Here is a 23,716-nt window from a genome sequence, read left to right as displayed (position 1 = left end):
GGGCATAAAACACAAAGCGGCAAAGCATTACATCAGATTCAACTTCTCAGCAAGATCAATAATTTACTATCCTATTAAATAAAAAATAAAGGATTCATCGAAAACAAAAAAAATAAATTCTCGCAAATACATTCTACTTTGCCTTCGTGAATTTTGATAATGAAGCAAGACACATTTTCATATCCACCACGTCGAAAAAAAATTGTATAACCCGGATTCCCTACAGGAAATTCAAGAAACATTTGTTCGTTATGTAACTCAGTCTATGTAACCCGTTAGACTTACGCCCATTCCTCCATATTTATTTTCCTTATGTAAAACCCACCCCCATGTCTGTTAACATTCAGTTTACTAAAGGCAGTGGCATACGCCTTTATACTTCGCATGACGAAGAGTACATTGATGCCGTATCAGGAACCTTTAATCTTGCTCTTGGATACAGCCACCCGGAAGTGGTGCAGGTCCTGCAGCAACAGGTAGAAGATCTGATACATGTTTCCTCCTCATTTACGGGCGAACTTGCTTCCAATGTGCTGAACAGCATCCTGGAGCATGCACCCGAAGGTATCACTGATGGCTGGATGCGCGACATTATTGGCTCTACTGCCAATGAAGGCGCTGTCAAAATAGCCAACAAGTTCAATGGTAAAAATGAAGTACTCAGCCTGTCCCTCTCTCATCACGGACAAACGCTTTTCACAACAAGTATTTCAGGGAATTCTTTCAGGAGAAAGTCATTCTCAAACACCATCTCCAACAAACACGCTATTGTACCGGCGCCGTACTGTTATCGCTGCCCTTATTCTGCTAAGTTCCCAAACTGCGGTTACCTGTGTACAGAAGCTATTTATGACTACGTAGAGTATGGTGGTTCCGGCAATGTATCCTGTCTGATCATGGAACCTATTCTGGGCAATGGCGGCAACGTTGTACCTCCGCCCGGATACTTTGAAAGGATCAAGAAGATCTGTGACGAATTAGATATCGTGCTGATCTCCGATGAAGTACAAACAGGTGTTGGCAGAACAGGTTATATGTTTGCCAGCGAGCATTTTGATATGAAACCCGATATCATCACGCTTGCAAAAGGATTAGGCGGTATAGGCATACCAACTGCTGCTATCCTCTACAGACCTGAATTTGCTGTGCTTGAAAAATTTGAGCACTCCTATACTTCCGGCGGCAACCTGTTGTCGCTCGCTGCTGCGCAGAAAACCATGGAGATCGTATCCAGGGAAGGATTCCTTCAAAACGTACGCGATAACGGCGTTATACTCGGACAACTGCTAAACGGACTGAAAGAAAAGTATGGCCACTTCATCGGCGATGTGAGAGGTATGGGTTATATGTGGGGCCTGGAGATCGTTGATAAGGAAGGCGCGCCGGACGTTGCGCTTACCAACAGGATCATCGACAAAGCACTGGAAGACCATAAACTCATTCTCAGAGGTTCCAGATATGGCTTTGGCAACGTTGTAAAAGTAAGACCTGCTTTAACTGCCACGGCAGATGATGTACAGGAGATCTGCGACAGGTTAGACAGATTATTCAGTCAGCTTTAAAAAAATTGTTACCCATGCAAGCTATCGTTTATCACGGGCCCTGGAATATCCGGCTCGAAGAACGGGAAGAACCCGCTATTACAATGCCCGATGAAGTTATCGTAGAGATCCGCGCTACCGGTATCTGCGGTACAGATCTCAGCATCATCTCCGGAGAATATAATGCACGTGAGAAAGTTATCATCGGCCATGAATCGGCCGGTGTGATCGTAGAGAAAGGCAGGGGCGTTGAAACCTTCAACGTAGGCGACCGTGTCATCGTCGATCCTACCTATTACTGCGGTTACTGCGAGAACTGCAGGAAAGGGTTGCGTAATCATTGTTTTCTGAAATCGAGTACCGAGGCAGGCGTCTCTATTGATGGTACTTTCACGAAATACTTCAAGACCACTAAACGTTTTATTTATCCCCTGGCGGATGATGTGCCTTTCGAACAGGGCGCTATGTCAGAACCACTCAGCTGTGTACTGACAGCTGTTAAGAAACTGGCAGTTACTCCTTTCTACAATGTCGCGATACTGGGTGGCGGTCCTATTGGACTACTATTCTACATGGCATTAAAACAGTATGGTATACAGGCAGGTACCATTTATGAAACATCTGCCAACAGGACTGATCTTATCAGCAGTAATGACATCCTTACGTCAGGCTGGTATCTGTCCGGTCATTTTGCACCCCGTAAACACCAGTATGACCTGATCATAGATACGACAGGCAGCATGCTGGAAAAATCGATCGATGCTGTAGCCGATGGCGGAAAGATTGCATTGATAGGCCTGCGGAACAATCAGCAGACCATCAATCCGCGCGAGATCACCGACCGCAGTATTTCCATCATCGGCTCCATCGATTCACAGGACACCTTCAAGCATGCTGTTGACCTGATCAATAGCCAGGTGCTTGGACTGGAGAAGATCATCACTAAAGCTTACGGTATTGACGAGTTTCAGGACGCTGTGCTCGACCTGGGCTGCAACGTCAATAAGCGTCAGCGTAACAATGATATCTCCAGCCTGAAATCTGTTATCAAGTTTTAAAACTGCTTTTATGAAGTACATTATTTTCGACATAGACGGTACGCTTACCAATACTACTGAGATCGACGATCTGTGTTATACCGAGGCCATTGCTACCACATTTAACTTTTCTGATTTTAATACCAATTACGGTCACTATGAGAACACTACTGATTCCGGCATCCTGAATCAGTTATCACTCGAACGCCGGAACCGTCCATGTACGGTAACGGAGATAGAGAACTTTATTGACTGTTTCTGTAACCTGCTTGAAAAAGCATATGAAAAACAAGCCGGTTATTTCCGGGAAATCCCCAAAGCAGGGAAGATCATCAGCACACTGGCACGCAATGAAGATGTGAAGATCGGGTTAGCTACCGGTGGATGGAAACAATCTGCATTGTTTAAATTGCAGTGCGCAGGTATCAATATCGAAGAATGCAGTGCGGCCTCATTTGCCCAGGATGCTTTTGCAAGACGTGATATCATCAGCCACACCATCACCAAGATGAACAAGCGACATAATGAATCGCCCGAACTTTCAGATATCATTTATGTCGGTGATGGCAACTGGGATTACCAGGCCACACAACAACTTGGCATAAAGTTTATCGGTATTGATAACAAGAAGCTGGCGCATATTAACGATATCATCAAGATCTCGGACTATGACGAACTGGAGCAGCATATTGGCCTCATGACCTTAACCTCGTAACGATTTATGAAAGATCTGACTGTCCATATTGACCTGAAACGGTCGCATCGTATTGCAACGAGCGTATTCTTTTTCATCGCCGGGCTGACCTATTCGAGCTGGGCCTGCAGGATCCACGATATCAAGGCTATTTTCCAGCTCAACAACGCTGCACTGGGTGGCGTGTTGTTTGCCCTGCCTATTGGGTTGATGGTAAGCCTGCCGGTATCAGGATGGCTGGTTACCCGCATGGGTAGCAGGAAGGTGCTGATCAGCGCCGGTCTGTTATTCCCGCTCATGCTTTCCACGATCGGATTTGCCACAGGTATATGGCAGTTAGTCATCTTATTGTTCTGTTTTGGTTTCATGAACAACGTTTTTGAAATATCCATGAACACACAGGCCGTTGGTATAGAGGCGTTGTATGGCAGGTCCATTATGGCGTCTTTCCACGGTCTGTGGAGTTTAGGAGGCTTTGCAGGCATCGGGCTTGGCACTATGGCCATTAACATTGAGCTGCCTGTATTAAAACATTTTATTTTCATTTGTATTATCTGCTGGGCGCTGGTGCTGTTTTTCTACAGATATCTTTTGCCTGCGGACGAAGTTTCCGACAGTTCACAACCCATCTTTGCAAAACCGGACAGCAGTATTCTTAAACTGGGGTTGATCGCCTTTTCCAGCCTGGTAACAGAAGGTACGATGTTCGACTGGAGCGGTATCTATTTTCAGAAGATCGTACAGGTGCCAGAACACCTCACTACGGCAGGTTACATTGCCTTCATGAGCACTATAGCCGGAGGAAGGTTCGTAGCAGACCGTTTTGTAACAACGCTGGGCGCTAAAACTGTTCTACAGATCAGCGGTTTGATGACCACTACCGGTTTGCTGCTGGCTATCTGCCTGCCCTATCTGATCACGGCTACTATAGGCTTCCTGCTGGTCGGCATCGGCGTATCATCTGTCGTACCGCTGGTATTGGCACTGGCCGGCAAGTCAAAAACACTGGCTCCCGGTGTTGCAATTGCAGCTGTATCCACCGTTGGATTCCTGGGTTTTCTGCTGGGACCTCCTATGATCGGTTTTATTTCAGAAGCCACCAGTCTGCGCTGGTCGTTCGCAATAATCGCGCTGTTAGGCTCTGGTATTACATTGTTAGCTTCCCAGGCGGGTAAGATAGCAGAAGAGAAATAAGTGTTGTGATTGTACCGGATCATTTTCTTTGTACTTTTGGCGATCCAAATCCTCACTTCACATGATATCGCTAAGCTCAAATTACCCGGTACTGGCCGAACAAAAAGCCAGTTTCAAACACCTTATCGACAGGCACTATGCAACGTACAACGAATGGTTTTCCATGAAGCCTGTCATGGGCGGCAAAGAAGACAGGCAAATAGCGGCCGGTTGGATATCACGTAATGGAGCTGCGATCAGTGAAGATAGTATATTCATGGCCATCTCCGGTCATCAGGCCATCATTGTGTCCCTGCTTGCTGCATCATTGCAAGGTACTGCTGTAGCGGTAGATGAGTTTACGTATTCCAACATTCCGACTATCGCCAGAATGCTGAACGTACAATTGATCGCCTGCAAAACTGATGAAAAAGGAATGTTGCCATCATCCCTGGAAGCCGCCACTGCACAACACAAGATCCGGGGCATTTACCTGATGCCGACTATTAATAATCCTACCGGCGTTATTATGCCGGTAGAGCGTCGTTTGGAGCTGATCGATATTGCCCGCAGGAACGGACAAGTTATCATTGACGATGATGCCTATGGATTCCTGGCAGACAGTTCTCCGGCCAACTTTGCACAACTGGCGCCAGATCTGGGCTGGTATATTTATAGTCTCTCGAAACCTTTTGCACCTGATATCAAAGTCGCTTTTATTGCGGCGCCGGAACAGTATAAAGAACAGATCATCACTGCGCTGAAACTCACATCAAGTAATCCTTCTACCTTCTTCACGACGCTTGTATCGACGGCTATTACCAATGGCGAACTGGAAGAGCTTCTACGCAAAAAGCGTATTGAAGGTAAACGCAGGCAAACTATCACAAGAGAAGTACTTTCCGGTTACGATGTACAGGGGCATGAGAACGGCTTTCATTGCTGGTTGAAATTACCTGCCGGTATAAGGTCAGGCGAATTTCATGCTTCGCTGCTACAGGCGGGCGTGGAAGTGATACCAGGTACTGCATTCAGTGCTCCTGGTGTTTCAGCAGGCGAATACATAAGGATAGCAATGGGAGCTGAAGAAGATATGAACAGGGTAATACAAGGCCTGGAGATCATCAAAAAACAGCTTTCATAAAAGATACTATATAACGGAGGAGGCGTTCTGAAATGAACGCCTCCTCCGTTATATACAACATCAGAATTTGTTCGTTTCAAAAAACCAATGCATATTTGTAGTGTCTTCCCCTATCTCCTATGCCCCATCGTTCGCTGTAGCGAATATCTGCTCAAACCTACTTCTGTTCGTGATGTGATCATGAATCTTCATGAGAAGAAAATTTATATTATTAATTGTGGAAATAAGAAAGTGTGATGCATATTCATATAGAATTGGCACCTCAGTATGAATTTCTGAGACAATACATTGAGGAGATACCGACGAAGTTCAGCTCATTAGGGGTAACTATTCATCAGGCGCGCAATATTATACATGTGGACAAAGCGAAGAATGTAAGACTGGTCATTAAATCGTACCAGGGCATCTATCTCTTTAACCGTTTCGTATATGCTAATATTTTACCCTCTAAAGCAAAGCGTGCATTTGAATATGCCCGCCTGCTGATCAATAAAGGGTTTCGCATTCCCGAGCCTGTAGCCTATATAGAGTGTGTGAACAACCTGATGATGAAAGAGAGTTACTTCATCAGTACATACACCGATTACCGGCCCTTAAAAGAAATACTTGATATGCCCGGAGACGAGGCGAGGAAGGTATTAAGTTCGTTAGCGAAGTATACTTATCAGTTACATCAGCATAATATCTTCCACCAGGACTATTCCATCGGTAATATCCTGTTCAAACAAGATGGCGATGCGTATGTATTTACACTGATCGACAACAACAGGATGACCTTCGGCGCCCATTCCTTTGACTACCGGATGAAGAACCTTCGTCGGCTGGACCTTCCGCTTACGATGCTGGCCTACCTGTGTCAGCACTATGCGCAGGTTAGCGGAGAGAATGAGCTTTTCGCATTGTCGGCATTGCTGAACTACCGTAAGCAACGATCGATGCGCATGTATAGAAAACAGCGGATGAAGCAGGTCTTCAAAAGGTTGTTGATACCTGCATACAGGTAACGGAACTTACATTTCGTTTCATTACTTTACACTATGTTATGTTGTTGTAAACATTACCGTAATTGATGTCCATATTATAGATCACACATTCTAAAGAGGCAATAATGTGCTACCTTTGCGGTACTAAACAAGCGATATATGAATACGAATATTGGTATTACTGATGCAAACAGGCAGCAGGTTACTAACCAGCTGGCAAAATTACTGGCGGATGAGTATGTACTTTATACTAAGACGCGTAATGCACACTGGAATGTTGAAGGACCTGATTTCCATTCAATGCATCTGTTTTTCGAATCACAGTATGAAGAACTGGATGAGATCATGGATAGCGTTGCAGAAAGGATCCGCTCTCTGGGTCACTATGCGCCTGCTACCCTGAAAAGCTTCCTGAGTCTCACACACCTGACTGAATACAGTGAAAGGGATAATGATAGCATGGGCTTCATGAAAGAATTACTGGGAGATCATGAAAGTATCATAGAGTTCCTCAGAGGTAATGTTGATCCATTCGCAAATACTTTCAAAGATGTTGGTACCAGCGATTTCATTACCGGATTAATAGAAACGCATGAGAAGATGGCCTGGATGTTAAGAGCGCACTACCGCAAATAATTGCCCACCTACTCTCTATAAAAGGAATCCCGCAGCTTAATACTGCGGGATTCTCATTTTATAGAATATAGCTAACTGGATTCGGCAAATCTTATACAGCTTCAAGCAAGCTATGTTTAAAACTGGTGTAATTCATACCTGATTTTGATTTGAAGAACTTACTGAAATGCGCCTGACTTTCGAAGCCCAGGTAATAAGCGATCTCCTTCAGGCTACAATCCGAGTACATCATACGTCGCTTAGCTTCCAGTATGATCAGTTTATGGATCTGATAACTGGCGGTGAAGCCTGTTACTTTCTTTACGGCAGTGTTAAGATAGTTAGGTGTAACACTTAAAGCATCTGCATAATCGGCTACCTTTTTCCTGGTAATAAATTGCTCCTTCAGCATTGTCATAAACCTCCTGGCAATTTCCCCTTCCCTCGAAATGACCAGCGTATGTCCGCTCACTCCAAGTTCCCGTGATATATAGATCATAAATACATTCAGCAGGCCAGATAATACTTCGGAGCGCATCCAGAGATTGTTCTCACACTCCCGTTTCATCTTCTTCACTATTCCTTCGAGCTCCGTTTGTATGGACTCGTCGGCACGGAAAGTAAGCAACTGCATGTTGAGTATGTATTCTTCAAAAGAGGACATCAGCTCTTTCAGGTTAGGCGCCAGATATAGACAATCAGGAGGGAAAGAAAGGTAATAACCGTTAACAGAATCATCCAGCTGAAACTTTCTCAATTGTCCCGGCAGAAAACAATAGACCTGTTGTTCCGCCAGCAAATTGATCCTCCCATCTGCTTCTACCGTACCGGCGCCTCGCTTACACCATAAGATCTCGACATTTTCCAGTCTGAGGGTCTGCCGCTCACGTAACGCATTCACAGCATCCGCAGACCCGAGGGTATAGATTTCAATCCCGGTTCTTGTCAGGGATTTTACTTCTTTGTGGTTCATAGACGGACAGATTTAATTCAACCGTATCAGGCAATATGAATACCACATTAGGAAAACAATAAAAATCAATCACTTATGCAATAACACAGACATCTAACAAGGGCGATATATCGTCAATTGTGCGTTCTTTTCCCGACATCTCGTCAAAAAGTTATCCGGCAGTTACACCTACTCTCAATGCCTTTAATCCGCTCAATCCCTGCAGGTCTTCCAGTTCAAGTTCTTCCAGGTCGTTGTTCAATGTCCCTTTTTCCTGGAGGTAATGTATAAATGGAATATAATCTTCAACATCTTTATTATCGAAATAGATCAGTACGATCTTATCGGGTTGCGTGAGCCGTTCTTCCGTATTACGGATATGCACCTTATCGATCCTTTTTTTGATCATCTGATACCTGATGTTATAGGCACCTTCCACATCAAACTTTCTCTCATCAGCCCTGAAGCTGATATCTATCGTATGATTGTGAACGAATACCAGTTGTGTAGTGCGCATTGGTATCGGCATATCCGGCAACAAAGATGCTGTCAGCTTTGCTACGGCCGCCATTGATGACAGCTGCCATAAACGCACGTTCTTCAGGTGGAAGTGATTGAACGGATGATTTGGTGCAAAGGATTGCCCGATATAGATATCATATTCCACTCCATCCGTCCTGAACTTTTCAAAATAACAGGGGTATGAACGTTGCAGCTGGTCTTTCTCTGATTCAAAATAATTGTTAACCGCATTATTGATCATCTGCATAGATACTTCCAATGCATGTTTATTGCCGTGCACATTACTATTGAACTTATCCAGCGCCGTCATATAATCGGCCAGCAAGGCGTTATTGCCATTCAGTTTTGACAGATGCTCCAGGTAAGGCGTCGTCTCTTCCCTGAAAAAGGTCACCAGTCTGTCTTCATCACTGCCATTCAACAACTCCTGTCCCAGCACTTCCTTCCACTTACTACATTTATAGATCATTTCTTCCTGTAGCACTGAATGATGTTCAAGCTGCAAAGCCGTCAGCGTATTCATCAGCAGGTCCAGGTGGCTATCCAGGTCGGAAATGATAGCCTTGTTCCTTTCCAGGGTCGAATTCCTGATATCTACCGCACCATATAGCGGGAATACATCATTGAAGTGGATCGTTTCTGTCTTTTCCGGTTGTCCCCGCTTCCTGTCGTGCAGGTAATGCCAGGCTACCTCATTAAATTTCCACTGTACGGAGGGCTGTATGGAGGTAAATTTCTCTTTAATGATATTTTCTATCTCCAGGTTAAACTCGTCAATATAGACCTGCATCAAGCTTCCTATGGCCGGTAGAGCAGGTTCCAGCAAAGACAGTGCTGTTTCATCAAAAGTATCATCCTCCCAGGTATGCATAGCCAGTACTCCTACCGGCTGGCGATTGTAAAATACCGGCATCAGCGCGAGCGACCTGACTTTTAATTTCCGGAAATGTTCCAGGAAACTAATTTCCATCTCCTTCAGGCCAAAGATATCTCTTGAGAAAAAAGAATTGGGATTGGAGAAATAGCCTTTCGCCTGTTTGCGGAAAACCTCAGGTGACAGTCTTTCTCCCCACACTTCGAACAGGATGCCTGTTCCTCCCTTCCTGTACCCATAAACAGGTTCATTGTTTATTGTTACCAGCGGGAAGAGGTCAAACTCTATCTTATTATTTCCGACAATCGTTTTCAGGGACTGGATCACATGGAGATAGCTGGTCTCATCATTATCCGGCGTTCTGGCCAGTCTGACGCTTTCGATATTCTCCACGGCTTTCTCGGCTGTTACATCGGATATTGTTACCATGGTTATCCCACGGAATGAGAACATTGACAAAGGCATGATCTTCTCAAGTATATCCAATGTTCCATCTTCCGCCATCTTTACAGACAGTTCCTTGAAGTCGGGCATAGGCAGTTGTCCGTTTGGTATCACCTCCAGGAAATCTGTATTAAGATGTACTGCAAAATATTGCAGCAACCCGGTTTGCATATTAGTACCTGCATGATACTGCTCAATCTGTACGGGAATACGAAAATTATACAACCGTTGCAGAATGAAGGAATATACCATCTGCATCCTCGTTTTATGATATTCCTCCGGCGTTTTTACTACTACATACTTATCCTGATCAGATATAGTTCCGGCCATCAGTTCATGCAACATGGGGGTAGCATAGAAGATAACGGGCTGGAATGGGAAGCCCAATCCCCAGGCTACTTCAAACTCATTTAACAAAGGAGGAGAGAGACAGACATACATCTGTTCCAACAGCTCTTCATATTCATGAATATTTTCAAGCGAAAGGGTTACGTCTTGTAAATTATGTTTTTCAAACAGTGCGAGTGCGGTCTTGTATATACCAGCCTTGGCCGTTTTTTCTCCTGCAACCCGCCTGCGGAGGTAGTCAATGAAAGGGTTAAAAGAAATGGCCGTATCCAGCGGAAAAGGGAGTGCCTTGTTGCCGGAAAGGTCCAGTATGTTCTTTTTCATGGCGTAGATATCTTTGCTGCGTTGATACAAATTTAGTGAACATACGTAAAATGGGGGACATTAGAATACAACAGGTATACATGAGAGAAAATTACGGGAATTCCCGTAATTCTCCCATGCTTTTGGGTTCACGTTGATACGAGGCGTTAGGGGGGATTATTAAAAGCTTTGTATAAGTCGTATACCAGGAGTAACACCTTTGAAGAATTCATGAAAATACAGGACAGGCTCAATCTTCGTCTTTCCTTCAAACAATGACATGCGTCCGATGCCTGTGCGGAAGGTGTGTTTCTCGAAATAGTCGCCGCTTCTGTGAATAAGATAACTTACGGAGAAAACATATTGCAGATAAGGTTCTTTCTTTCCGCTATCCTTCCTTGCCGGCCCACTACCATATACCACCGTCAGGAAGTCGTTCCTGTAGGTCTTTAACTTGCCTTCATTATCCCGGCCGAAGAAAAAGTTAGGCTCCCAGTAAGCCCCGAATTCGCGCGTTTTATTGTTTCTGCTCATTGATCCGGTTATTGCCGTAGCGCCCAGGCTGAAGGAAGGCACAAAGTAATTTTTGTAGTTCTGGATGTTGGCAGAAATGTTGAAGCCTAAATAGTCGCCGTGCGCACTAAGTGAGCCTCCCGTCAGTTTGGCCGATATGGCATAGTCTTTCCGGATATGCATCATTCCTTTATCATCCCTTACCCAATCGGTGTATATATTCTCTCTGAGGCTGACCAGCCGTGCCTGCAAACGTCCGTCGGTATAGTTGACAAGATCATTCAGATGGTTCACAAAAAAACTGATCCTGTACCGGTGAACGGTCTTCTGTCCGGGTACCGGCACTACCCCGATAAAATGGACCGTGTCCTGTTCCAGTTTCAACGCTGCCACGTCATCCTGCAGCACGAGGTAGCTGTTCCCTGTGGGTCTTGACTGCCTGAGACGGATCTTCTTTGCAGCCGGTGGTTCCATTACATAATCGATACGTTTTACGGAAAGCTCGTCGGACAAAGAATCTTTCAACGGGGCCAGGTCTTTGAGGAATATCCTGAGCAATGAATCAATGTTTGCTACCCGGTCGAGGTCCCTCAGCCCCACCAGCTCTACCTGCATTTTATCGCCTTTATCCAGCGCTATCAGAAAACGTCTGTTGATCTCATTGGCAGGCAGGTCAAAGATCCGGTCTTCATTGGTAACGGGCTGATTTTCCTGGGCATGCGCTATCCCTGTGATGCTCATAAAGAACATCAGAAAGTAAATGCTTGTCTTCATTTTCTATTTAGTTTTTGGGAGAAAGTGTTTTAGATGTTTTGTCGGCCACCACCTGGCTGGCGAAACCTGCCGGGCCACTGATGGCTATTTTGAATTGTTTATGTTCCGGGTATACATAGGCATTGCCGATCACATCCCCTCCTACTTCATTGATATGCACTACACGCATTTTATGGGGTGCTGCTGCCACTGTCGCCGTCTCTTCCTGTATTGTATCCAGATGAGGGGCCGGGCTTATTACCGGTGGTATTATGGCGGCTATATCAGCTGTAATCGCATTCCTTTTTTCTTTTGACGGAATGACCTTTCTTTCAACAGGCGTGTCTGCTATTACCAATATGGGTTCCTTCACTATTACCTGTTCCTTTTGCACATTCGAGTCTCTTATATCCACGCGCGAAACAGCAGGGGGGGAAAAGTTGTCTTTACGTCCCTGTTTTGGCAGTACAAGCACCATAGAGGCAATGAACAAACAGGCTGCCGCCCAGTACCATACAGCTCTCTTTTTACCTTTTTTTTCGTTCAGTCGGTGGTGCAGACGTTCCCAGGCTGCCATTTTATCAAACGGCGCCTCCCCTGGCAGACCTTCCAGTCCATCCAGCTTATCTAACCAGCTATCACTGCGTTTTTCGTTTGACATACTCAATATTTTGCTGCATTAGCATTTTTTGCAATAAGGATTTCGCCTTGCTCAACTGGGACTTGGAAGTTCCTTCTGAGATTCCCAGTAATCCGGCTATTTCACCGTGATTCATTCCCTCTATAACGTAGAGGTTAAACACCGTTCTATAACCTGCAGGCAATTGTATAATCAGGCTGAAGATCTCTGCCGCCGACAGGTCGTTCAGGATGTTTTCTTCCAACGCCACCGTTTCCGCTACATGTTCTGATACGACAACAAATGCGTTCTTCTTTCGCAGGAACATCAGGCATTCATTGATCATGATCCTTTTCAACCAGCTGTACAAAGCTGCGTCACTCTGATAGTTCAGGTCCGGAAGAGACTTAAAGAACTTATAAAAGCCGTCCAGCAGTAACTCTTCCGCGTCCTGCTGATTTCTGACATAGCGGCGGCATACCATCAGCATCTTGTCTGACAGCAGGTCAAACAAGTACCTCTGGGCGGCTGCGCTGCCCTTTTTAGCTTCTTTTATGAGTTCCGGTATAGTCAAGGAAACATCGGGTTTATACAATCATAAATGCAGTTTAATGAGAAAGGGTTGCCCGGGCAAATAAATTTTGCCTAAGAAAATATTAAAGGCTGTCCTTATCTTTAAAGAAAGGGCAGAACATGGCAATTAGAATATTAGCAATATTACTTTTACTAACCTTCGCAGGATGCGATAACAGTGCTGATAACCGCAAGGGATCAGATACACATATTATCATTCTCCCGCTGGGTAATGTAGACGAAAATTATTTAAAGGAAGCTTACGATAACATACAGCAAATATCCGGTCAGGCGGAGCTGCATGCAGCTGTAGATATGCCGGACATGGCCTTTTATGCCCCACGGAACCGCTACCGGGCAGATTCCCTTATACGCTGGATGAGCCATCAGGCGAAGCCAAATGAAATATACGTTGGTGTAACCATGCAGGACATCAGCACGACTAAAGGAGAATATGCTGACTTTGGCGTTATGGGACTGGGTTATTGTCCGGGGAGGGCCTGCGTTGTATCCAGCTACCGTTTAAAGAACAAAAAGAACTTCTATAAGGTAGTTATTCATGAACTGGGGCATAATATGGGCTTACAACATTGTGCAGACTCCACCTGTTTCATGCGTGACGCCAAAGGCGGCGACCCTACCGGGGAAGAAAAAGCCTTCTGCAAAAGCTGCGCGGCTTATCTGCAAAAGAAAGGCTGGAAAATATAATTGTCTAGATCAACCGTTGCTCAGTTGCGATCTTGATCATAGCGGCTACGTTCTTCACTTCAAATTTCTGTAACAGGCTTTTGCGATGTGTTTCTACCGTTAATGGACTTAAATGGAGCGCACCTGCTATATCGGAAGTTGTCATACCATCGGCAATAAGCAGCAGGATCTCCTTTTCCCTTTTGGTGAGTTTGGGGATCTCCCTTAACTCATTCGCAGATGGCCGCGCCAGGATCTCTTTCACCGCATTACTAAAAGCAAACTCTCCTTTCATCGTTTCATTAATGCAGGTTATCAATTCTTCTCCGGAGATGTTTTTCAGTAAATAACCCGTCGCACCATTCTGCAACATCTGAAATATTATACTGCGTTCATTATGATTACTCAGAGCCAGCACGCTGGTAGCGGGCGACAACTTCTTTATTTCCCTACAAAGGTCAATACCATTCACATCAGGGAGGCTGATATCCAACAGGACAATATTTAAAGGATGCTTCTTCAGGAAGTCTATAAAATCTGCTCCTGTTGTAAAACAGCCTGTGATGGTTATGTTTGTGGCACCCGCCAGTAATTTTTGCAATCCCTCCTGTACAATTGGATGATCATCAACAATAGCGAGTGTGATCTTATTATCCGGCATGTAATTCTATATTTATCGTAGTTCCTTCATTGATAACAGATGTAATATCCATCGTACCTCTAAGGAAGCCTACCCTGTTCCTGATATTACTAAGCCCTATACCCTTTGCATGGGCTGATGTATCAAAACCTTTTCCATTGTCTTCCTGTGTGATCAGGAAAGTATCTCCGTCCTGGCTGCATTGCAACATAATACTGCTGGCATCTGCATGACGGATGGCATTCGCCAGCATCTCCTGGATAATGCGGTAGATGTTGATCTGCGTCTGTTCAGGTATAGATGGTTCAATACCGTAGGCCTGGAAGTCAATCTTTACGGCGTCCGTCATCAGTGATTCACTTAAGTCTTTCAGGGCAGCCTGCAGGCCGGATCTCAACAAATTTACAGGCATCATATTATGAGCAATTCGCCGCAGTTCTGTTACTGAGTCATCCACTTGTTTTATGATCTTCTTCAGCTCCCCCTGCTGTTCCGATGCCATTTTCTCCACCTGGCCTGACAGATTAATTTTCACACCTGCCAGCATTCCCCCCAGCCCATCGTGCAGGTCTCTGGCCAATCTTCGTCGCTCCTGCTCTTCACCCTGCAGAACGGCCTGACCGAACTGCAGCCGTTGTTGCTGTTCTATTTCCTTTAGCTCCTGTTGATGATTCAATTCTTTCTGCACCAGTAATTTCTTATTACTGCGATAGTACAATAGCGCAAATATGGCAACGACCAGCAGGAGTAAAGTAGTTGAAGCAAAGAGTATACTATACAGGCGGCTGTTCTTTGCCGAAAGGGCGGCCTGTTCATTTTTTGCTTTCAGCGTAATGATCTCTTTCTGACTTTCCGCGCGCTGGTATTTCATCTCCAGGTCATTGATATCATTTGTCAGATCGCTTTCATGTAAGCTATCGCTCAAATGCCTGGATACCTTCATCCATTCATAGGCAGGTTTCATTTGTCCAAGTCCGGCATAACTCGCTGCCAGTCCTTCGTATACCTCCAGCCTGCTGGTCCCTAGTTCCATCAATTCTTCATCTGCCGAAAGTTCCAGCAGGATCTGCCTTGCAGGTTCGTATTTCTTATTTGCCAGCAATGCTTTTACCTTATAGAGCTCTATCTCCTGTATTACATAAGCACCGTTGGGGCCTTTAGCAGCCGCTATGCCTTTGTTGAAACTTGTCTCGGCCAGTGTGTACTGTTGATCGTGCAAATAGCATAAGCCTTCCACCATATAGTGTACAGCGTACAGCTCTGATTCCGGAAAAGGTGCCAGTAGTGGTTTTACCGTAGCGACTGTCTTTTTCGCTTCTTCAAATTTTTTCAACAGCACATAGTTCTCTCCTGCCCTGTTCAACGCAGCCACCAGTCTGCTGGGCTGTGCATGAATAGATTGATAGATCTTAATAGCGTCATTAAAGTAGGGTTCCGCCTTATCGTACTGTTCCACATTCATAAAGGCTACTCCTACACCTGCATACTGGGAAGCGACTATGGCGCTATCGCCAGCTTTCAATGCCAACGGAATGACCTTATTGAGTACAATGTCGATATAGGCCCTGTCATCGTCTTTCCTTTGTTTGATAGCTGCACGGTTTATCCAGACGTTTGCCGATGCCTGGTAAGCTTCTCTTGTAGTAAAATGTTTCAACAGACTATCGGCAGTAGCAAAAGCGGCATCACTACGGTTTATATCTGAACTATAATAGAGATATCCTTCATGAGCATACGAAACAGCCAACAAAAATGGATATTGTTTACTAAGCCTGCGCGCCTCGTCCAGGCAATGTCTGGCCTTTGCGGTATCAATGGGCACCCAGTAATATACAAGCGCATAATTGGCCCTGGCCTTTAAACTATCGGAAGCCGTTTGTCTAATAATGTTGGTCAGGCTATCATGATATCGCTGCATATTCAGGGGTAACTGAGCTACACTAGATAAAGAAATCGCTACGAATAATGCTATCAGGCTAATAAAACGGGTCATGGGCGACAAAATAGAAAAAATACCTGGAAACAGGTAGAAATAAATCATGGAATCCGGGTATTGTCATGCCTAACGGTCAGGTATACCTTTGCCTTCCGATAACAGGGACGCCGAAAACTGAATCACCGAAAGAGTAGGCATTTTACCAAATTTTGCATTTATGAAATTTTTAAGAAACGCTCTGCTGACATTGATGTTCGCCTCAATCTTTACCGGATGTTCTAAAGATGATGACAAACCCTCATCCTCTTCTCATAAAGTAACATTCAAGGCAATCGCCAGCACTGGTTCCAACATTGAGATAGCTGTATATGGTTATGATTCTAACCCGACAACTGTTACCAGCCTTTCCGGCACTACCTGGAGCAGCCCGGAGATCACTGTTCCCGCAGGTTCAATATTGGCGAATGCTGCAGTTTCCGCTACAGGAGTAGACGCATCTTCTTCATTGAAGGTGCAGATCTTTGTAGACGGTGAATTAAAGAAAGAAGGTACTTCGACAGGAAAGTACCTAAGTGCGTCTGCAAGTTATTCATTCTAATATTCTCTATACTGATATGTCTTAAGCATAGCAGGCCACATCTCTTGTTGAACTCCCAACAAAAAAGGGCAACGTTAGCGTTGCCCTTTACTTTTTATTGAAACGAATATTCTTATACCGGTAACTTCTTCCCAACTGTACATGCCTGCAGGTCCCATTCTTTCTTTCCCCATAAATACAGTTCCAATATGATCTCTAATAACGCCTCCGCTCGTTTTGTATGCGTATATAAAGTTTGTTGAGGAACGGTATCCGCCAGCATTGTCTTTTCCACAAGGCCCTCATTCACCAATTCTTTCAACCTTTTCCCCAGCACCTGATCTGACAGGGAAGGGAAGGTCTTTTGCAGGCAGTTGAACTGCCGCACTCCTTTTGAAATACTGTACAGGATCTGCATTTTCCATCTCGGGCTGATCATTGCCAGAACATCATTCACCTCACATGAGTCAGCCAGTACTTTCAGATTATAAGCATTGGTAGAACACTCTTTAACCTTAGTTGCCATATAAAATTGTTTAAAGCTCACTTTCGGGTGAGTTATTGATTGCCTTTAACGGCGCCGGTAACTTTGCCGCAAAATTAAACATTATGAACATGAGAACATTCAGACTGGCATTTCTTTTACTGATCTCTGTTTTTGTATTTACGGATATCCAGGCGCAATCACCTTCGCCCAAACATCCTGTATACGTACTTGTACACGGCGCCTGGCATGGCGGCTGGTGCTGGCAGCGCGTAAGCAGCGAGTTAAGGGCACATGGAGGTATTGTATACACACCAACACTCAGTGGACAGGGAGAGCATAAGAACGTTCTGAGCCCGGCCATCAACCTGGAAACACATATCTCAGATATTGTTAACCTGATAGAAATGGAAGATCTCCATGATGTAATACTTGTAGGGCATAGCTATGCCGGTACTGTTATAGCCGGTGTTGCTGACCGCATTCCTGAACGGCTCAGTAAATTGGTGTTCCTGGACGCATTGCTGATAGAAAACGGACAAAGCCCAATGTCTGTACAGCCTAAAGCCGTACAGGAATTGATGATAAAATCAGGAGAGAAAGATGGCGGACTGACCATTCCGGCATGGTCTGCAGATGTATTTGGTGTAACTGATCCGGAAGATATCAAATGGGTCAACGCACGACTGACAGGACACCCATTCCGCACCTTCAGTCAGCCATTGGTGTTACAACATCCGTACGGGAATCATTTGCCAATGATCTATATTTCCTGCACAGTAAATCAACTGCCTGCTATAGTTCCTTATGCTGAAAAGGCAAGGAACAGCAAAGACTGGAAGTACTATGAGCTGAAAACAGGTCATGACGCCATGATAACTGAACCGCAAAAAACAGCTGCATTGCTGGAATCATTCAAATGATCATCTTACGGAAAAAGCGGCGCTATTACAGTGCCGCTTTTCTTCGAATTGTTCACTAAACCGGGGTAGCATACATGGATAAAATTTTAGATGTCCGATCATGTAACCCACTTCCTGCTGAAGGTTTTTCTGACATTCACCCAGGTATCCGTTGATCTCAGTGGCTTTTTTTGTCCGCAGGTACCAAAGATCCTGTCCCATATACTGAACACATCTCCGAAATGAGAATCCGTCTCAGGTTTACAGGAAGAATGATGGATCTTATGCCATCCGGGTGTAGCAATTACCAACCTGCCTGCATTTTCCAGCCAATGAGGCAGCTTTATATTGCTATGCTTCAATATGAGCAAGGGTATTGCAATACTGCTGTAGAACACAAAAGCGGTTGGAGAGATACCGGTTAATACGACAGCGACGCATTGATAGAGGCATTGTGCCAATACAATATCCATTGGACGAAGGCTTAGTTCCGGCGAGCTACTCAGATGCAGCGGTGAATGATGCTTGCTATGAAAACGCCAGAAGAACGGCACTTTGTGTTGAAGGTAATGTGTCATGTAACTGCCAAAGTCGAACAACAGCACACCTGCAACGATCTTCGCCTGGACAGGCAGGCTTACCCGGTTCAGCAGACCCCACTGATGTATTGCTGCCAGCTCTAGCACCATAACCACAAGTACGCTCAGCACTGCGTTTAGCAACAGGGCCAATATGGATAATGAAAAGTTGCGAAGGTCCTGGCTATTTCTGTTAGCCGGTTTGGGCAGATAAGAAAACAGGTTCTCCACTCCGTACATAATTATCAACATAATAATCAGCACAATAGGTTGGATATGGGCCAATAACTCTATCATGATCTACACGTTTTAAATATAGATGCATGGTTTGTTTAAAAAGTTCGGTAATAAAAGAAAAAGATCAGCCGGAAACTATAAACAGAAATCAGGCATTCTCACGTGTAACGATCGTTTTGAGATGGAGTGGATGATAAAGCCTGATACGGGTCATTTTTCCCTTCTTTCTATACATTGTCACGAACGATCCCGGTGGACAATGCGTAGGATGCTCCGGTGAATTGGCAAAAGATACATGTGCTATCGTCAGGTCGCCGCTGGTAATACAGGAATTAACAGCAGACAAGCGGCTGCCATGTTCAAAATCATCATAAAGACCAGATATGAACACGTTCCTTCCCTTTGCAGATTTTCCACTTGTAAAGACAAGCTCCAAATCATCTTTAATGTGGTCTTTCAGAACATTCAGATAATTTTTATCATCATACATCCCCGAAAACACCTCGGAATAGAAATCATTCCAGTATTGAGACCGTTCGTATTCCACACTATCTGCATATTGATGATCATTCCATTGCTGTAGCAGCTGTTTTCTGCCTTCGCTGAGACGGCTCCTGACGGTACCTACAGGAATACCTAATATAGCAGCAACCTGCTCATAACTGTTGTAATCACTCAGGTAACGCAATACCATGGTGCTGCGCAGTACATCAGGCAACCTGGATAACGATGTATAGAGCGCATCCCGCATCGTCATGTCGTCATAATGCTTTTCAATAGAAGCTTCAATCTGTCCCTCCATTCCAGGCCCGGTCGCATCAGTAAGTTCTAGTTTATTTTTTCTGAGCGCCTGGTAGCAGCAGTTAGAAACGATCTTCTTCAGCCAGGGCAGAAATGCAGCGGGATCTTTCAGCTGATTTAGTTTCGTGTAAGCAATGAGCATCGCCTCCTGCACGGCGTCTTCAGCAGCGGGCACATATCCGCAAATATTTAATGCAACAGCATATAACTGCGGCCTATATTGGCCCAGCAGTGTATTAAGCATCCTTTCGTTCCCCTCCAATGCCAGTCCTAAGAGGTCGGCTCTTATATCTTCTGATTTCATCATATGGTCAACTCCAATGCAAAATTAGGGGTTGCAGATCGAACAGGAGTAATATTCCTGTCATAATACGATGAGAGCTGGCGTGACAATTGTATGATCTAATATGAAATACTTCGCTATGATCTTCAGAAACGCATATTATAGCCTCATTACCGGCATCCTTTTTTTTTGCTACACATTTACGTTCACCGCTTGTTCGTCGTCAAAACGGGGCTTATTTACAAAGAAAACAGCACATGAACAGTATGCAGGCCGTATTACTGACGCAGGCCTGGGTAACAGCACAATGGGAAACTTATGGTTCTCCGCAGCTAATAAGGCACTGGCAAGCCCACTGACCATTACATTACCTTATAAGGAAACCGGCTACTTCGCGGCAGAGAAACCGGATGCGGCAGGCTACCTTTTTACGGCTCGCCGTGGTGACAAACTGGATATCCGCGTCACTATAAGATCATCAGTCCGCTTACGGCTTTTTACTGATCTCTGGCAACCTGCGGAAGGTGCCAATAAGCAATTATTGCTCGCAGAGGCAGATACGCTTACCGGAGCATTACAATATGAGGTAGAACGGGACGGCCGTTTCCTATTACGCCTGCAACCCGAGTTACTGCAAAGCGGGGAGTATACGCTTACTATCAATACAGCCCCTTCCCTCGCCTTTCCCGTAGCCGGTAATGCTGACCATAAGATCGGCAGCTTCTGGGGCGATGCCCGTGATAAAGGCGCCCGTAGTCATGAGGGCATTGACATCTTTGGTAAATTCCGTACTCCCGTAGTTGCAGCTGCTAATGGCATGATCACAAGTACCCGCCAAAACAATCTTGGAGGAAAAGTCATCTTTATGCATCCCGAAGGAAAACCATATACGTTGTACTATGCACATCTCGACTCGCAAATAGTCAGGGAAGGCCAAAGCGTACGTACGGGAGATACCCTGGGGTTAATGGGTAATACAGGCAACGCCCGCTATACTCCTACCCACCTGCATTTTGGCATTTATACAAACGGCGGAGCAATTGATCCCCTGCCATTTGTCAACAGGAAAAGGCCGGATCCTGCATCAGTACAAGCTAGTACAAGTCTCCTGCAAACGTCTGCCCGTAGCACTGCCGCTACTTCATTGCTTGCTTCTCCTGCAAAGAACAGCGGCGTTCTTGAAAAGCTGCCAGCCAATTACATGATGCAAATTATAGCTGCTACCGGCAATTGGTATAAAGTAGTATTGCCCGATAACAGGGAAGGATTTGTAGACAGTAAATTCGTCTCAGGACAACCTTACAAACGCCTGCTGACTAAGAACAATATCCGTTTGTTAGAGGCTCCGGATACCATTGCCGCAATGAAAACAATGATCCCTGCAGGGAAAAATATACAGGTGTTAGGTAATAGTGGGAACTATCAATTTGTTAACTATGAGGAAGAGAAGGGCTGGATATGGGTCGATTGAAAAACAGACTATACTTTTATATAAGAAAGGGGCTGAATGATCAGCCCCTTTCCTATGTTACATCTTATTCAAACAAGCTCTTATCTATTCCCGGAATGATCCTGATAGCATTCTGATAATACACTTTCTTCAAAATATCATCCGGCAGTGCCATACCATACATACGCCAGAAAGCGTGGTACTTTTTATGATATGGGAAGTATTCATCAGCAGTTTCGAGTACACGGAAATATGTGGCATATTCATCCGGCTGCCAGGAGTCTTTACCAAAAAGTATCCTGTTCTGGTACTTCTCAAAAAACTGCCTTGCCATCCGTGGTTGCCTTCCTAACTCCGCTATCACCGCGCCAAATTCTACATACATATTCGGTATCTGGTCCATTAATTCTGACAGATGCGCCAGATCACTGCCATACCAGCCAAAGTGAGCGTTTATGAATGTTGTACCGGGATGTTTACGGAACATACGATGCTGTTCTTCAATGATCTGTTCCCAGGGTGCGGGATTAGTATCACCACGCTTACGACCCGGATGGGTGATCAACTCCAGCCAGCGCTCGTTGTTATAATCAGCAGGCTGCCAGAACTGTTTTGGATCAGCCGCATGTATGAGCACAGGGATCTTCAGTTTACCACATTGGTCCCAGATAGCATCCAGCCGGGGATCATCTATAGCGACCCTTTTACCGATATTATCGCGCACACTGAGGCCGAGGTTCTTAAATACTTTCAGTCCGTTAGCGCCATTCTTAACATCTTCCGTGAGCTGGCGTACCGCTTTCTCTGTCCATCCCTCCTCTCCTATACCGCCAAAGTCAATGTTAGCGAAAATGATAAACCTGTTAGGCGCTTTACTTTTCACATTGTCAGTTTGTGCTTTCAAACGACTCCCATTTCCTCCGCTAAGGTTCACCATCACTTTCATATTAAGGGCATCCATATCCTGCAGGATGTCCCGCAGGTTTCCTGAAGACAAGCCGTTCTGATGGTTATGCACATCAATGAAAGGGAACTTCGCTTTTGTTAATTTATGTTCCGGTACTACGAGGGAGGAAGGTGGGTCATACTTCTCAAAATCAATGTTCGACCTTTCCTGACCATGACACATAGAAGTAGTAATTAATAGGGCACAGGCGGAGATGGACAGTATACGCATATAGTTAACGCTGTTTTCTCAAATTTAAAGTTTTTTAACAGCGTTAGAGAGACGGTACGATTAAATTCCACGAATGGTTCCACCATCCACTCGAATGAGTGCTCCGCTTATATAATCGGCATATGGACTACACAGATAGAGTACTGCCCCCGCTATTTCATCGGGGCGGCCAAACCTTCCTGTATCATTAGGGATAATTTGCTTCACTGCATTCCTTTCAATTTCATCGAAGTTATCTCCCCAGCCATTTTTTTGTGCTGCATTACGCAACCATTGTTCTACTCCTTCATTCATGATCCCTCCGGGCGCAACCACATTTGAAGTAATGCCGGTCTCTTTCAACTGTCTTGCCAACGACACAGAAAGGTTATGGCGTGCTGCGAGCGTAGCGCTATAATGCGGAAGGTCATTAATAGGCTGCATACCTAGTCCGCCCCCAATATGGATAGCCCGTCCCCAGCCCCTGGTCTTCATAACGGGAATGATCCGTCTGATCATGCGTACATATGATACAACGTTAACGTTGTATACTTCCAGCCAATCTGCCGGTGTAGTATCCGCCCAGGAGGTATGCCCATAAAAACCGGCATTGTTTACCAGGATATCGATCGGTCCATCTGCCAATGCCGCTTCAGATACTTCGTCCGCCCCTTCATCTGTTGCCAGATCGCCAATTGCGGCAACCGCTTTACCACCATTGCTGATGATGTCTTCAACAACTTTCATGGTACGTTCAGCATTCCGTCCATGTACCACTACCTGTGCACCTTCTGAAGCCAGCATTTTAACCATAGCTTCGCCCAGTCCGGCACTAGAGCCTGTAACCAGCGCCCTTTTGCCTGTCAATTTTAAATCCATATGTATATCAATTATTGT

At 45.0% G+C, this 23,716-nt stretch carries 23 protein-coding genes; 11 read left to right on the top strand and 12 right to left on the bottom strand.

Annotated elements, in window-relative coordinates; translation table 11 throughout:
• Positions 1-329: 329 nt before the first annotated feature.
• The 7 genes from C7475_RS20080 to C7475_RS20050 all read left to right on the top strand — a co-directional run bounded on the left by C7475_RS20080 (position 330) and on the right by C7475_RS20050 (position 7,208).
• Entirely contained in the window at positions 330-1,562 is a 1,233-nt protein-coding gene (locus C7475_RS20080) for an aspartate aminotransferase family protein (protein WP_110055183.1), read from the top strand.
• Between the two features lie 14 nt (positions 1,563-1,576).
• On the top strand, positions 1,577-2,599 hold the full coding sequence (locus C7475_RS20075) for a zinc-binding dehydrogenase (protein ID WP_110055182.1): 1,023 nt from the start codon (positions 1,577-1,579) through the stop codon (positions 2,597-2,599).
• Between the two features lie 10 nt (positions 2,600-2,609).
• On the top strand, positions 2,610-3,293 hold the full coding sequence (locus tag C7475_RS20070) for an HAD family hydrolase (RefSeq protein WP_110055181.1): 684 nt from the start codon (positions 2,610-2,612) through the stop codon (positions 3,291-3,293).
• 6 nt (positions 3,294-3,299) lie between these two features.
• Entirely contained in the window at positions 3,300-4,466 is a 1,167-nt protein-coding gene (locus C7475_RS20065) for an MFS transporter (protein ID WP_110055180.1), read from the top strand.
• 61 nt (positions 4,467-4,527) lie between these two features.
• Positions 4,528-5,589 (top strand): PLP-dependent aminotransferase family protein, encoded by a 1,062-nt coding sequence (locus C7475_RS20060; RefSeq protein WP_110055179.1) that lies wholly within the window; start codon positions 4,528-4,530, stop codon positions 5,587-5,589.
• A 236-nt stretch (positions 5,590-5,825) separates the two neighbouring features.
• Complete coding sequence (locus C7475_RS20055) at positions 5,826-6,593, top strand: lipopolysaccharide kinase InaA family protein (RefSeq protein WP_110055178.1); 768 nt, start codon at positions 5,826-5,828, stop codon at positions 6,591-6,593.
• A 138-nt stretch (positions 6,594-6,731) separates the two neighbouring features.
• Entirely contained in the window at positions 6,732-7,208 is a 477-nt protein-coding gene (locus C7475_RS20050) for a Dps family protein (protein WP_110055177.1), read from the top strand.
• A 91-nt stretch (positions 7,209-7,299) separates the two neighbouring features.
• On the opposite strand, the gene C7475_RS20045 is transcribed toward C7475_RS20050, so the two are convergent.
• The 5 genes from C7475_RS20045 to C7475_RS20025 form a co-directional block, all read right to left on the bottom strand.
• The gene (locus C7475_RS20045) at positions 7,300-8,160 is read right to left on the bottom strand and encodes an AraC family transcriptional regulator (protein ID WP_110055176.1); all 861 of its coding nucleotides are present in this window, start codon (positions 8,158-8,160) and stop codon (positions 7,300-7,302) included.
• Positions 8,161-8,311: 151 nt separating this feature from the next.
• Entirely contained in the window at positions 8,312-10,651 is a 2,340-nt protein-coding gene (locus C7475_RS20040) for a GAF domain-containing protein (protein ID WP_110055175.1), read from the bottom strand.
• A gap of 159 nt (positions 10,652-10,810) precedes the next feature.
• A complete protein-coding gene (locus tag C7475_RS20035; protein WP_110055174.1) occupies positions 10,811-11,917 on the bottom strand; it encodes a hypothetical protein in 1,107 nt (368 codons plus the stop codon).
• A 7-nt stretch (positions 11,918-11,924) separates the two neighbouring features.
• Positions 11,925-12,557: a hypothetical protein gene (locus tag C7475_RS20030; protein WP_110055173.1), complete on the bottom strand. Its 633-nt coding sequence runs from the start codon at positions 12,555-12,557 to the stop codon at positions 11,925-11,927.
• Positions 12,535-13,089 (bottom strand): RNA polymerase sigma factor, encoded by a 555-nt coding sequence (locus C7475_RS20025; protein ID WP_110055410.1) that lies wholly within the window; start codon positions 13,087-13,089, stop codon positions 12,535-12,537. The genes C7475_RS20030 and C7475_RS20025 overlap by 23 nt, the downstream gene beginning before the upstream one ends.
• 119 nt (positions 13,090-13,208) lie before the next feature.
• On the opposite strand from C7475_RS20025, the gene C7475_RS20020 reads away from it, so the two are divergent.
• Positions 13,209-13,796 (top strand): matrixin family metalloprotease, encoded by a 588-nt coding sequence (locus C7475_RS20020; RefSeq protein WP_110055172.1) that lies wholly within the window; start codon positions 13,209-13,211, stop codon positions 13,794-13,796.
• Between the two features lie 4 nt (positions 13,797-13,800).
• Here the strand turns inward: C7475_RS20020 and C7475_RS20015 are convergent, their stop codons facing one another.
• A complete protein-coding gene (locus C7475_RS20015; protein WP_110055171.1) occupies positions 13,801-14,436 on the bottom strand; it encodes a response regulator transcription factor in 636 nt (211 codons plus the stop codon).
• On the bottom strand, positions 14,426-16,408 hold the full coding sequence (locus C7475_RS20010) for a sensor histidine kinase (RefSeq protein ID WP_158286558.1): 1,983 nt from the start codon (positions 16,406-16,408) through the stop codon (positions 14,426-14,428). The genes C7475_RS20015 and C7475_RS20010 overlap by 11 nt, the downstream gene beginning before the upstream one ends.
• 160 nt (positions 16,409-16,568) lie before the next feature.
• Here C7475_RS20010 and C7475_RS20005 point away from each other — a divergent pair, with 160 nt between their 5' ends.
• Positions 16,569-16,949: a hypothetical protein gene (locus tag C7475_RS20005; RefSeq protein ID WP_110055169.1), complete on the top strand. Its 381-nt coding sequence runs from the start codon at positions 16,569-16,571 to the stop codon at positions 16,947-16,949.
• Positions 16,950-17,061: 112 nt separating this feature from the next.
• Here C7475_RS20005 and C7475_RS20000 read toward each other — a convergent pair whose 3' ends face one another.
• Entirely contained in the window at positions 17,062-17,454 is a 393-nt protein-coding gene (locus tag C7475_RS20000; RefSeq protein WP_110055168.1) for a helix-turn-helix domain-containing protein, read from the bottom strand.
• Between the two features lie 89 nt (positions 17,455-17,543).
• Here C7475_RS20000 and C7475_RS19995 point away from each other — a divergent pair, with 89 nt between their 5' ends.
• A complete protein-coding gene (locus tag C7475_RS19995) occupies positions 17,544-18,335 on the top strand; it encodes an alpha/beta fold hydrolase (RefSeq protein ID WP_233259904.1) in 792 nt (263 codons plus the stop codon).
• Between the two features lie 98 nt (positions 18,336-18,433).
• On the opposite strand, the gene C7475_RS19990 is transcribed toward C7475_RS19995, so the two are convergent.
• Both C7475_RS19990 and C7475_RS19985 read right to left on the bottom strand, forming a co-directional pair.
• The gene (locus tag C7475_RS19990; RefSeq protein WP_110055167.1) at positions 18,434-19,189 is read right to left on the bottom strand and encodes a sterol desaturase family protein; all 756 of its coding nucleotides are present in this window, start codon (positions 19,187-19,189) and stop codon (positions 18,434-18,436) included.
• Between the two features lie 88 nt (positions 19,190-19,277).
• Positions 19,278-20,237, bottom strand: a complete 960-nt coding sequence (locus C7475_RS19985; protein ID WP_110055166.1) for an RNA polymerase sigma factor — start codon at positions 20,235-20,237, stop codon at positions 19,278-19,280.
• A 115-nt stretch (positions 20,238-20,352) separates the two neighbouring features.
• Between C7475_RS19985 and C7475_RS19980 the strand changes: the two genes are divergently transcribed.
• Positions 20,353-21,684: a M23 family metallopeptidase gene (locus tag C7475_RS19980; RefSeq protein WP_158286557.1), complete on the top strand. Its 1,332-nt coding sequence runs from the start codon at positions 20,353-20,355 to the stop codon at positions 21,682-21,684.
• Positions 21,685-21,748: 64 nt separating this feature from the next.
• On the opposite strand, the gene C7475_RS19975 is transcribed toward C7475_RS19980, so the two are convergent.
• Together C7475_RS19975 and C7475_RS19970 are read right to left on the bottom strand one after the other, a co-directional pair.
• Entirely contained in the window at positions 21,749-22,840 is a 1,092-nt protein-coding gene (locus C7475_RS19975; RefSeq protein WP_110055164.1) for an amidohydrolase family protein, read from the bottom strand.
• A gap of 60 nt (positions 22,841-22,900) precedes the next feature.
• Positions 22,901-23,698 (bottom strand): SDR family NAD(P)-dependent oxidoreductase, encoded by a 798-nt coding sequence (locus C7475_RS19970; RefSeq protein ID WP_110055163.1) that lies wholly within the window; start codon positions 23,696-23,698, stop codon positions 22,901-22,903.
• Between the last annotated feature and the right edge of the window lie 18 nt (positions 23,699-23,716).

This window comes from Chitinophaga sp. S165 (genome assembly GCF_003182155.1).
Taxonomy (GTDB): domain Bacteria; phylum Bacteroidota; class Bacteroidia; order Chitinophagales; family Chitinophagaceae; genus Chitinophaga.
Note: the sequence above shows the minus strand (reverse complement) of the source record. Positions and strands in the feature narration are given on the sequence as shown.

Coding starts and splice junctions, on each gene's coding strand:
- C7475_RS20045 (WP_110055176.1), bottom strand. CDS start 8,160: ATGAACCACAAAGAAGTAAAATCCCTGACAAGAACCGGGATTGAAATC.
- C7475_RS19975 (WP_110055164.1), bottom strand. CDS start 22,840: ATGCGTATACTGTCCATCTCCGCCTGTGCCCTATTAATTACTACTTCT.
- C7475_RS19995 (WP_233259904.1), top strand. CDS start 17,544: ATGAGAACATTCAGACTGGCATTTCTTTTACTGATCTCTGTTTTTGTA.
- C7475_RS20060 (WP_110055179.1), top strand. CDS start 4,528: ATGATATCGCTAAGCTCAAATTACCCGGTACTGGCCGAACAAAAAGCC.
- C7475_RS20040 (WP_110055175.1), bottom strand. CDS start 10,651: ATGAAAAAGAACATACTGGACCTTTCCGGCAACAAGGCACTCCCTTTT.
- C7475_RS20070 (WP_110055181.1), top strand. CDS start 2,610: ATGAAGTACATTATTTTCGACATAGACGGTACGCTTACCAATACTACT.
- C7475_RS19985 (WP_110055166.1), bottom strand. CDS start 20,237: ATGATGAAATCAGAAGATATAAGAGCCGACCTCTTAGGACTGGCATTG.
- C7475_RS20080 (WP_110055183.1), top strand. CDS start 330: ATGTCTGTTAACATTCAGTTTACTAAAGGCAGTGGCATACGCCTTTAT.
- C7475_RS20010 (WP_158286558.1), bottom strand. CDS start 16,408: ATGACCCGTTTTATTAGCCTGATAGCATTATTCGTAGCGATTTCTTTA.
- C7475_RS20075 (WP_110055182.1), top strand. CDS start 1,577: ATGCAAGCTATCGTTTATCACGGGCCCTGGAATATCCGGCTCGAAGAA.
- C7475_RS20055 (WP_110055178.1), top strand. CDS start 5,826: ATGCATATTCATATAGAATTGGCACCTCAGTATGAATTTCTGAGACAA.
- C7475_RS20005 (WP_110055169.1), top strand. CDS start 16,569: ATGAAATTTTTAAGAAACGCTCTGCTGACATTGATGTTCGCCTCAATC.
- C7475_RS20035 (WP_110055174.1), bottom strand. CDS start 11,917: ATGAAGACAAGCATTTACTTTCTGATGTTCTTTATGAGCATCACAGGG.
- C7475_RS20000 (WP_110055168.1), bottom strand. CDS start 17,454: ATGGCAACTAAGGTTAAAGAGTGTTCTACCAATGCTTATAATCTGAAA.
- C7475_RS20020 (WP_110055172.1), top strand. CDS start 13,209: ATGGCAATTAGAATATTAGCAATATTACTTTTACTAACCTTCGCAGGA.
- C7475_RS20050 (WP_110055177.1), top strand. CDS start 6,732: ATGAATACGAATATTGGTATTACTGATGCAAACAGGCAGCAGGTTACT.
- C7475_RS20015 (WP_110055171.1), bottom strand. CDS start 14,436: ATGCCGGATAATAAGATCACACTCGCTATTGTTGATGATCATCCAATT.
- C7475_RS20030 (WP_110055173.1), bottom strand. CDS start 12,557: ATGTCAAACGAAAAACGCAGTGATAGCTGGTTAGATAAGCTGGATGGA.
- C7475_RS19970 (WP_110055163.1), bottom strand. CDS start 23,698: ATGGATTTAAAATTGACAGGCAAAAGGGCGCTGGTTACAGGCTCTAGT.
- C7475_RS19990 (WP_110055167.1), bottom strand. CDS start 19,189: ATGATAGAGTTATTGGCCCATATCCAACCTATTGTGCTGATTATTATG.
- C7475_RS20065 (WP_110055180.1), top strand. CDS start 3,300: ATGAAAGATCTGACTGTCCATATTGACCTGAAACGGTCGCATCGTATT.
- C7475_RS19980 (WP_158286557.1), top strand. CDS start 20,353: ATGATCTTCAGAAACGCATATTATAGCCTCATTACCGGCATCCTTTTT.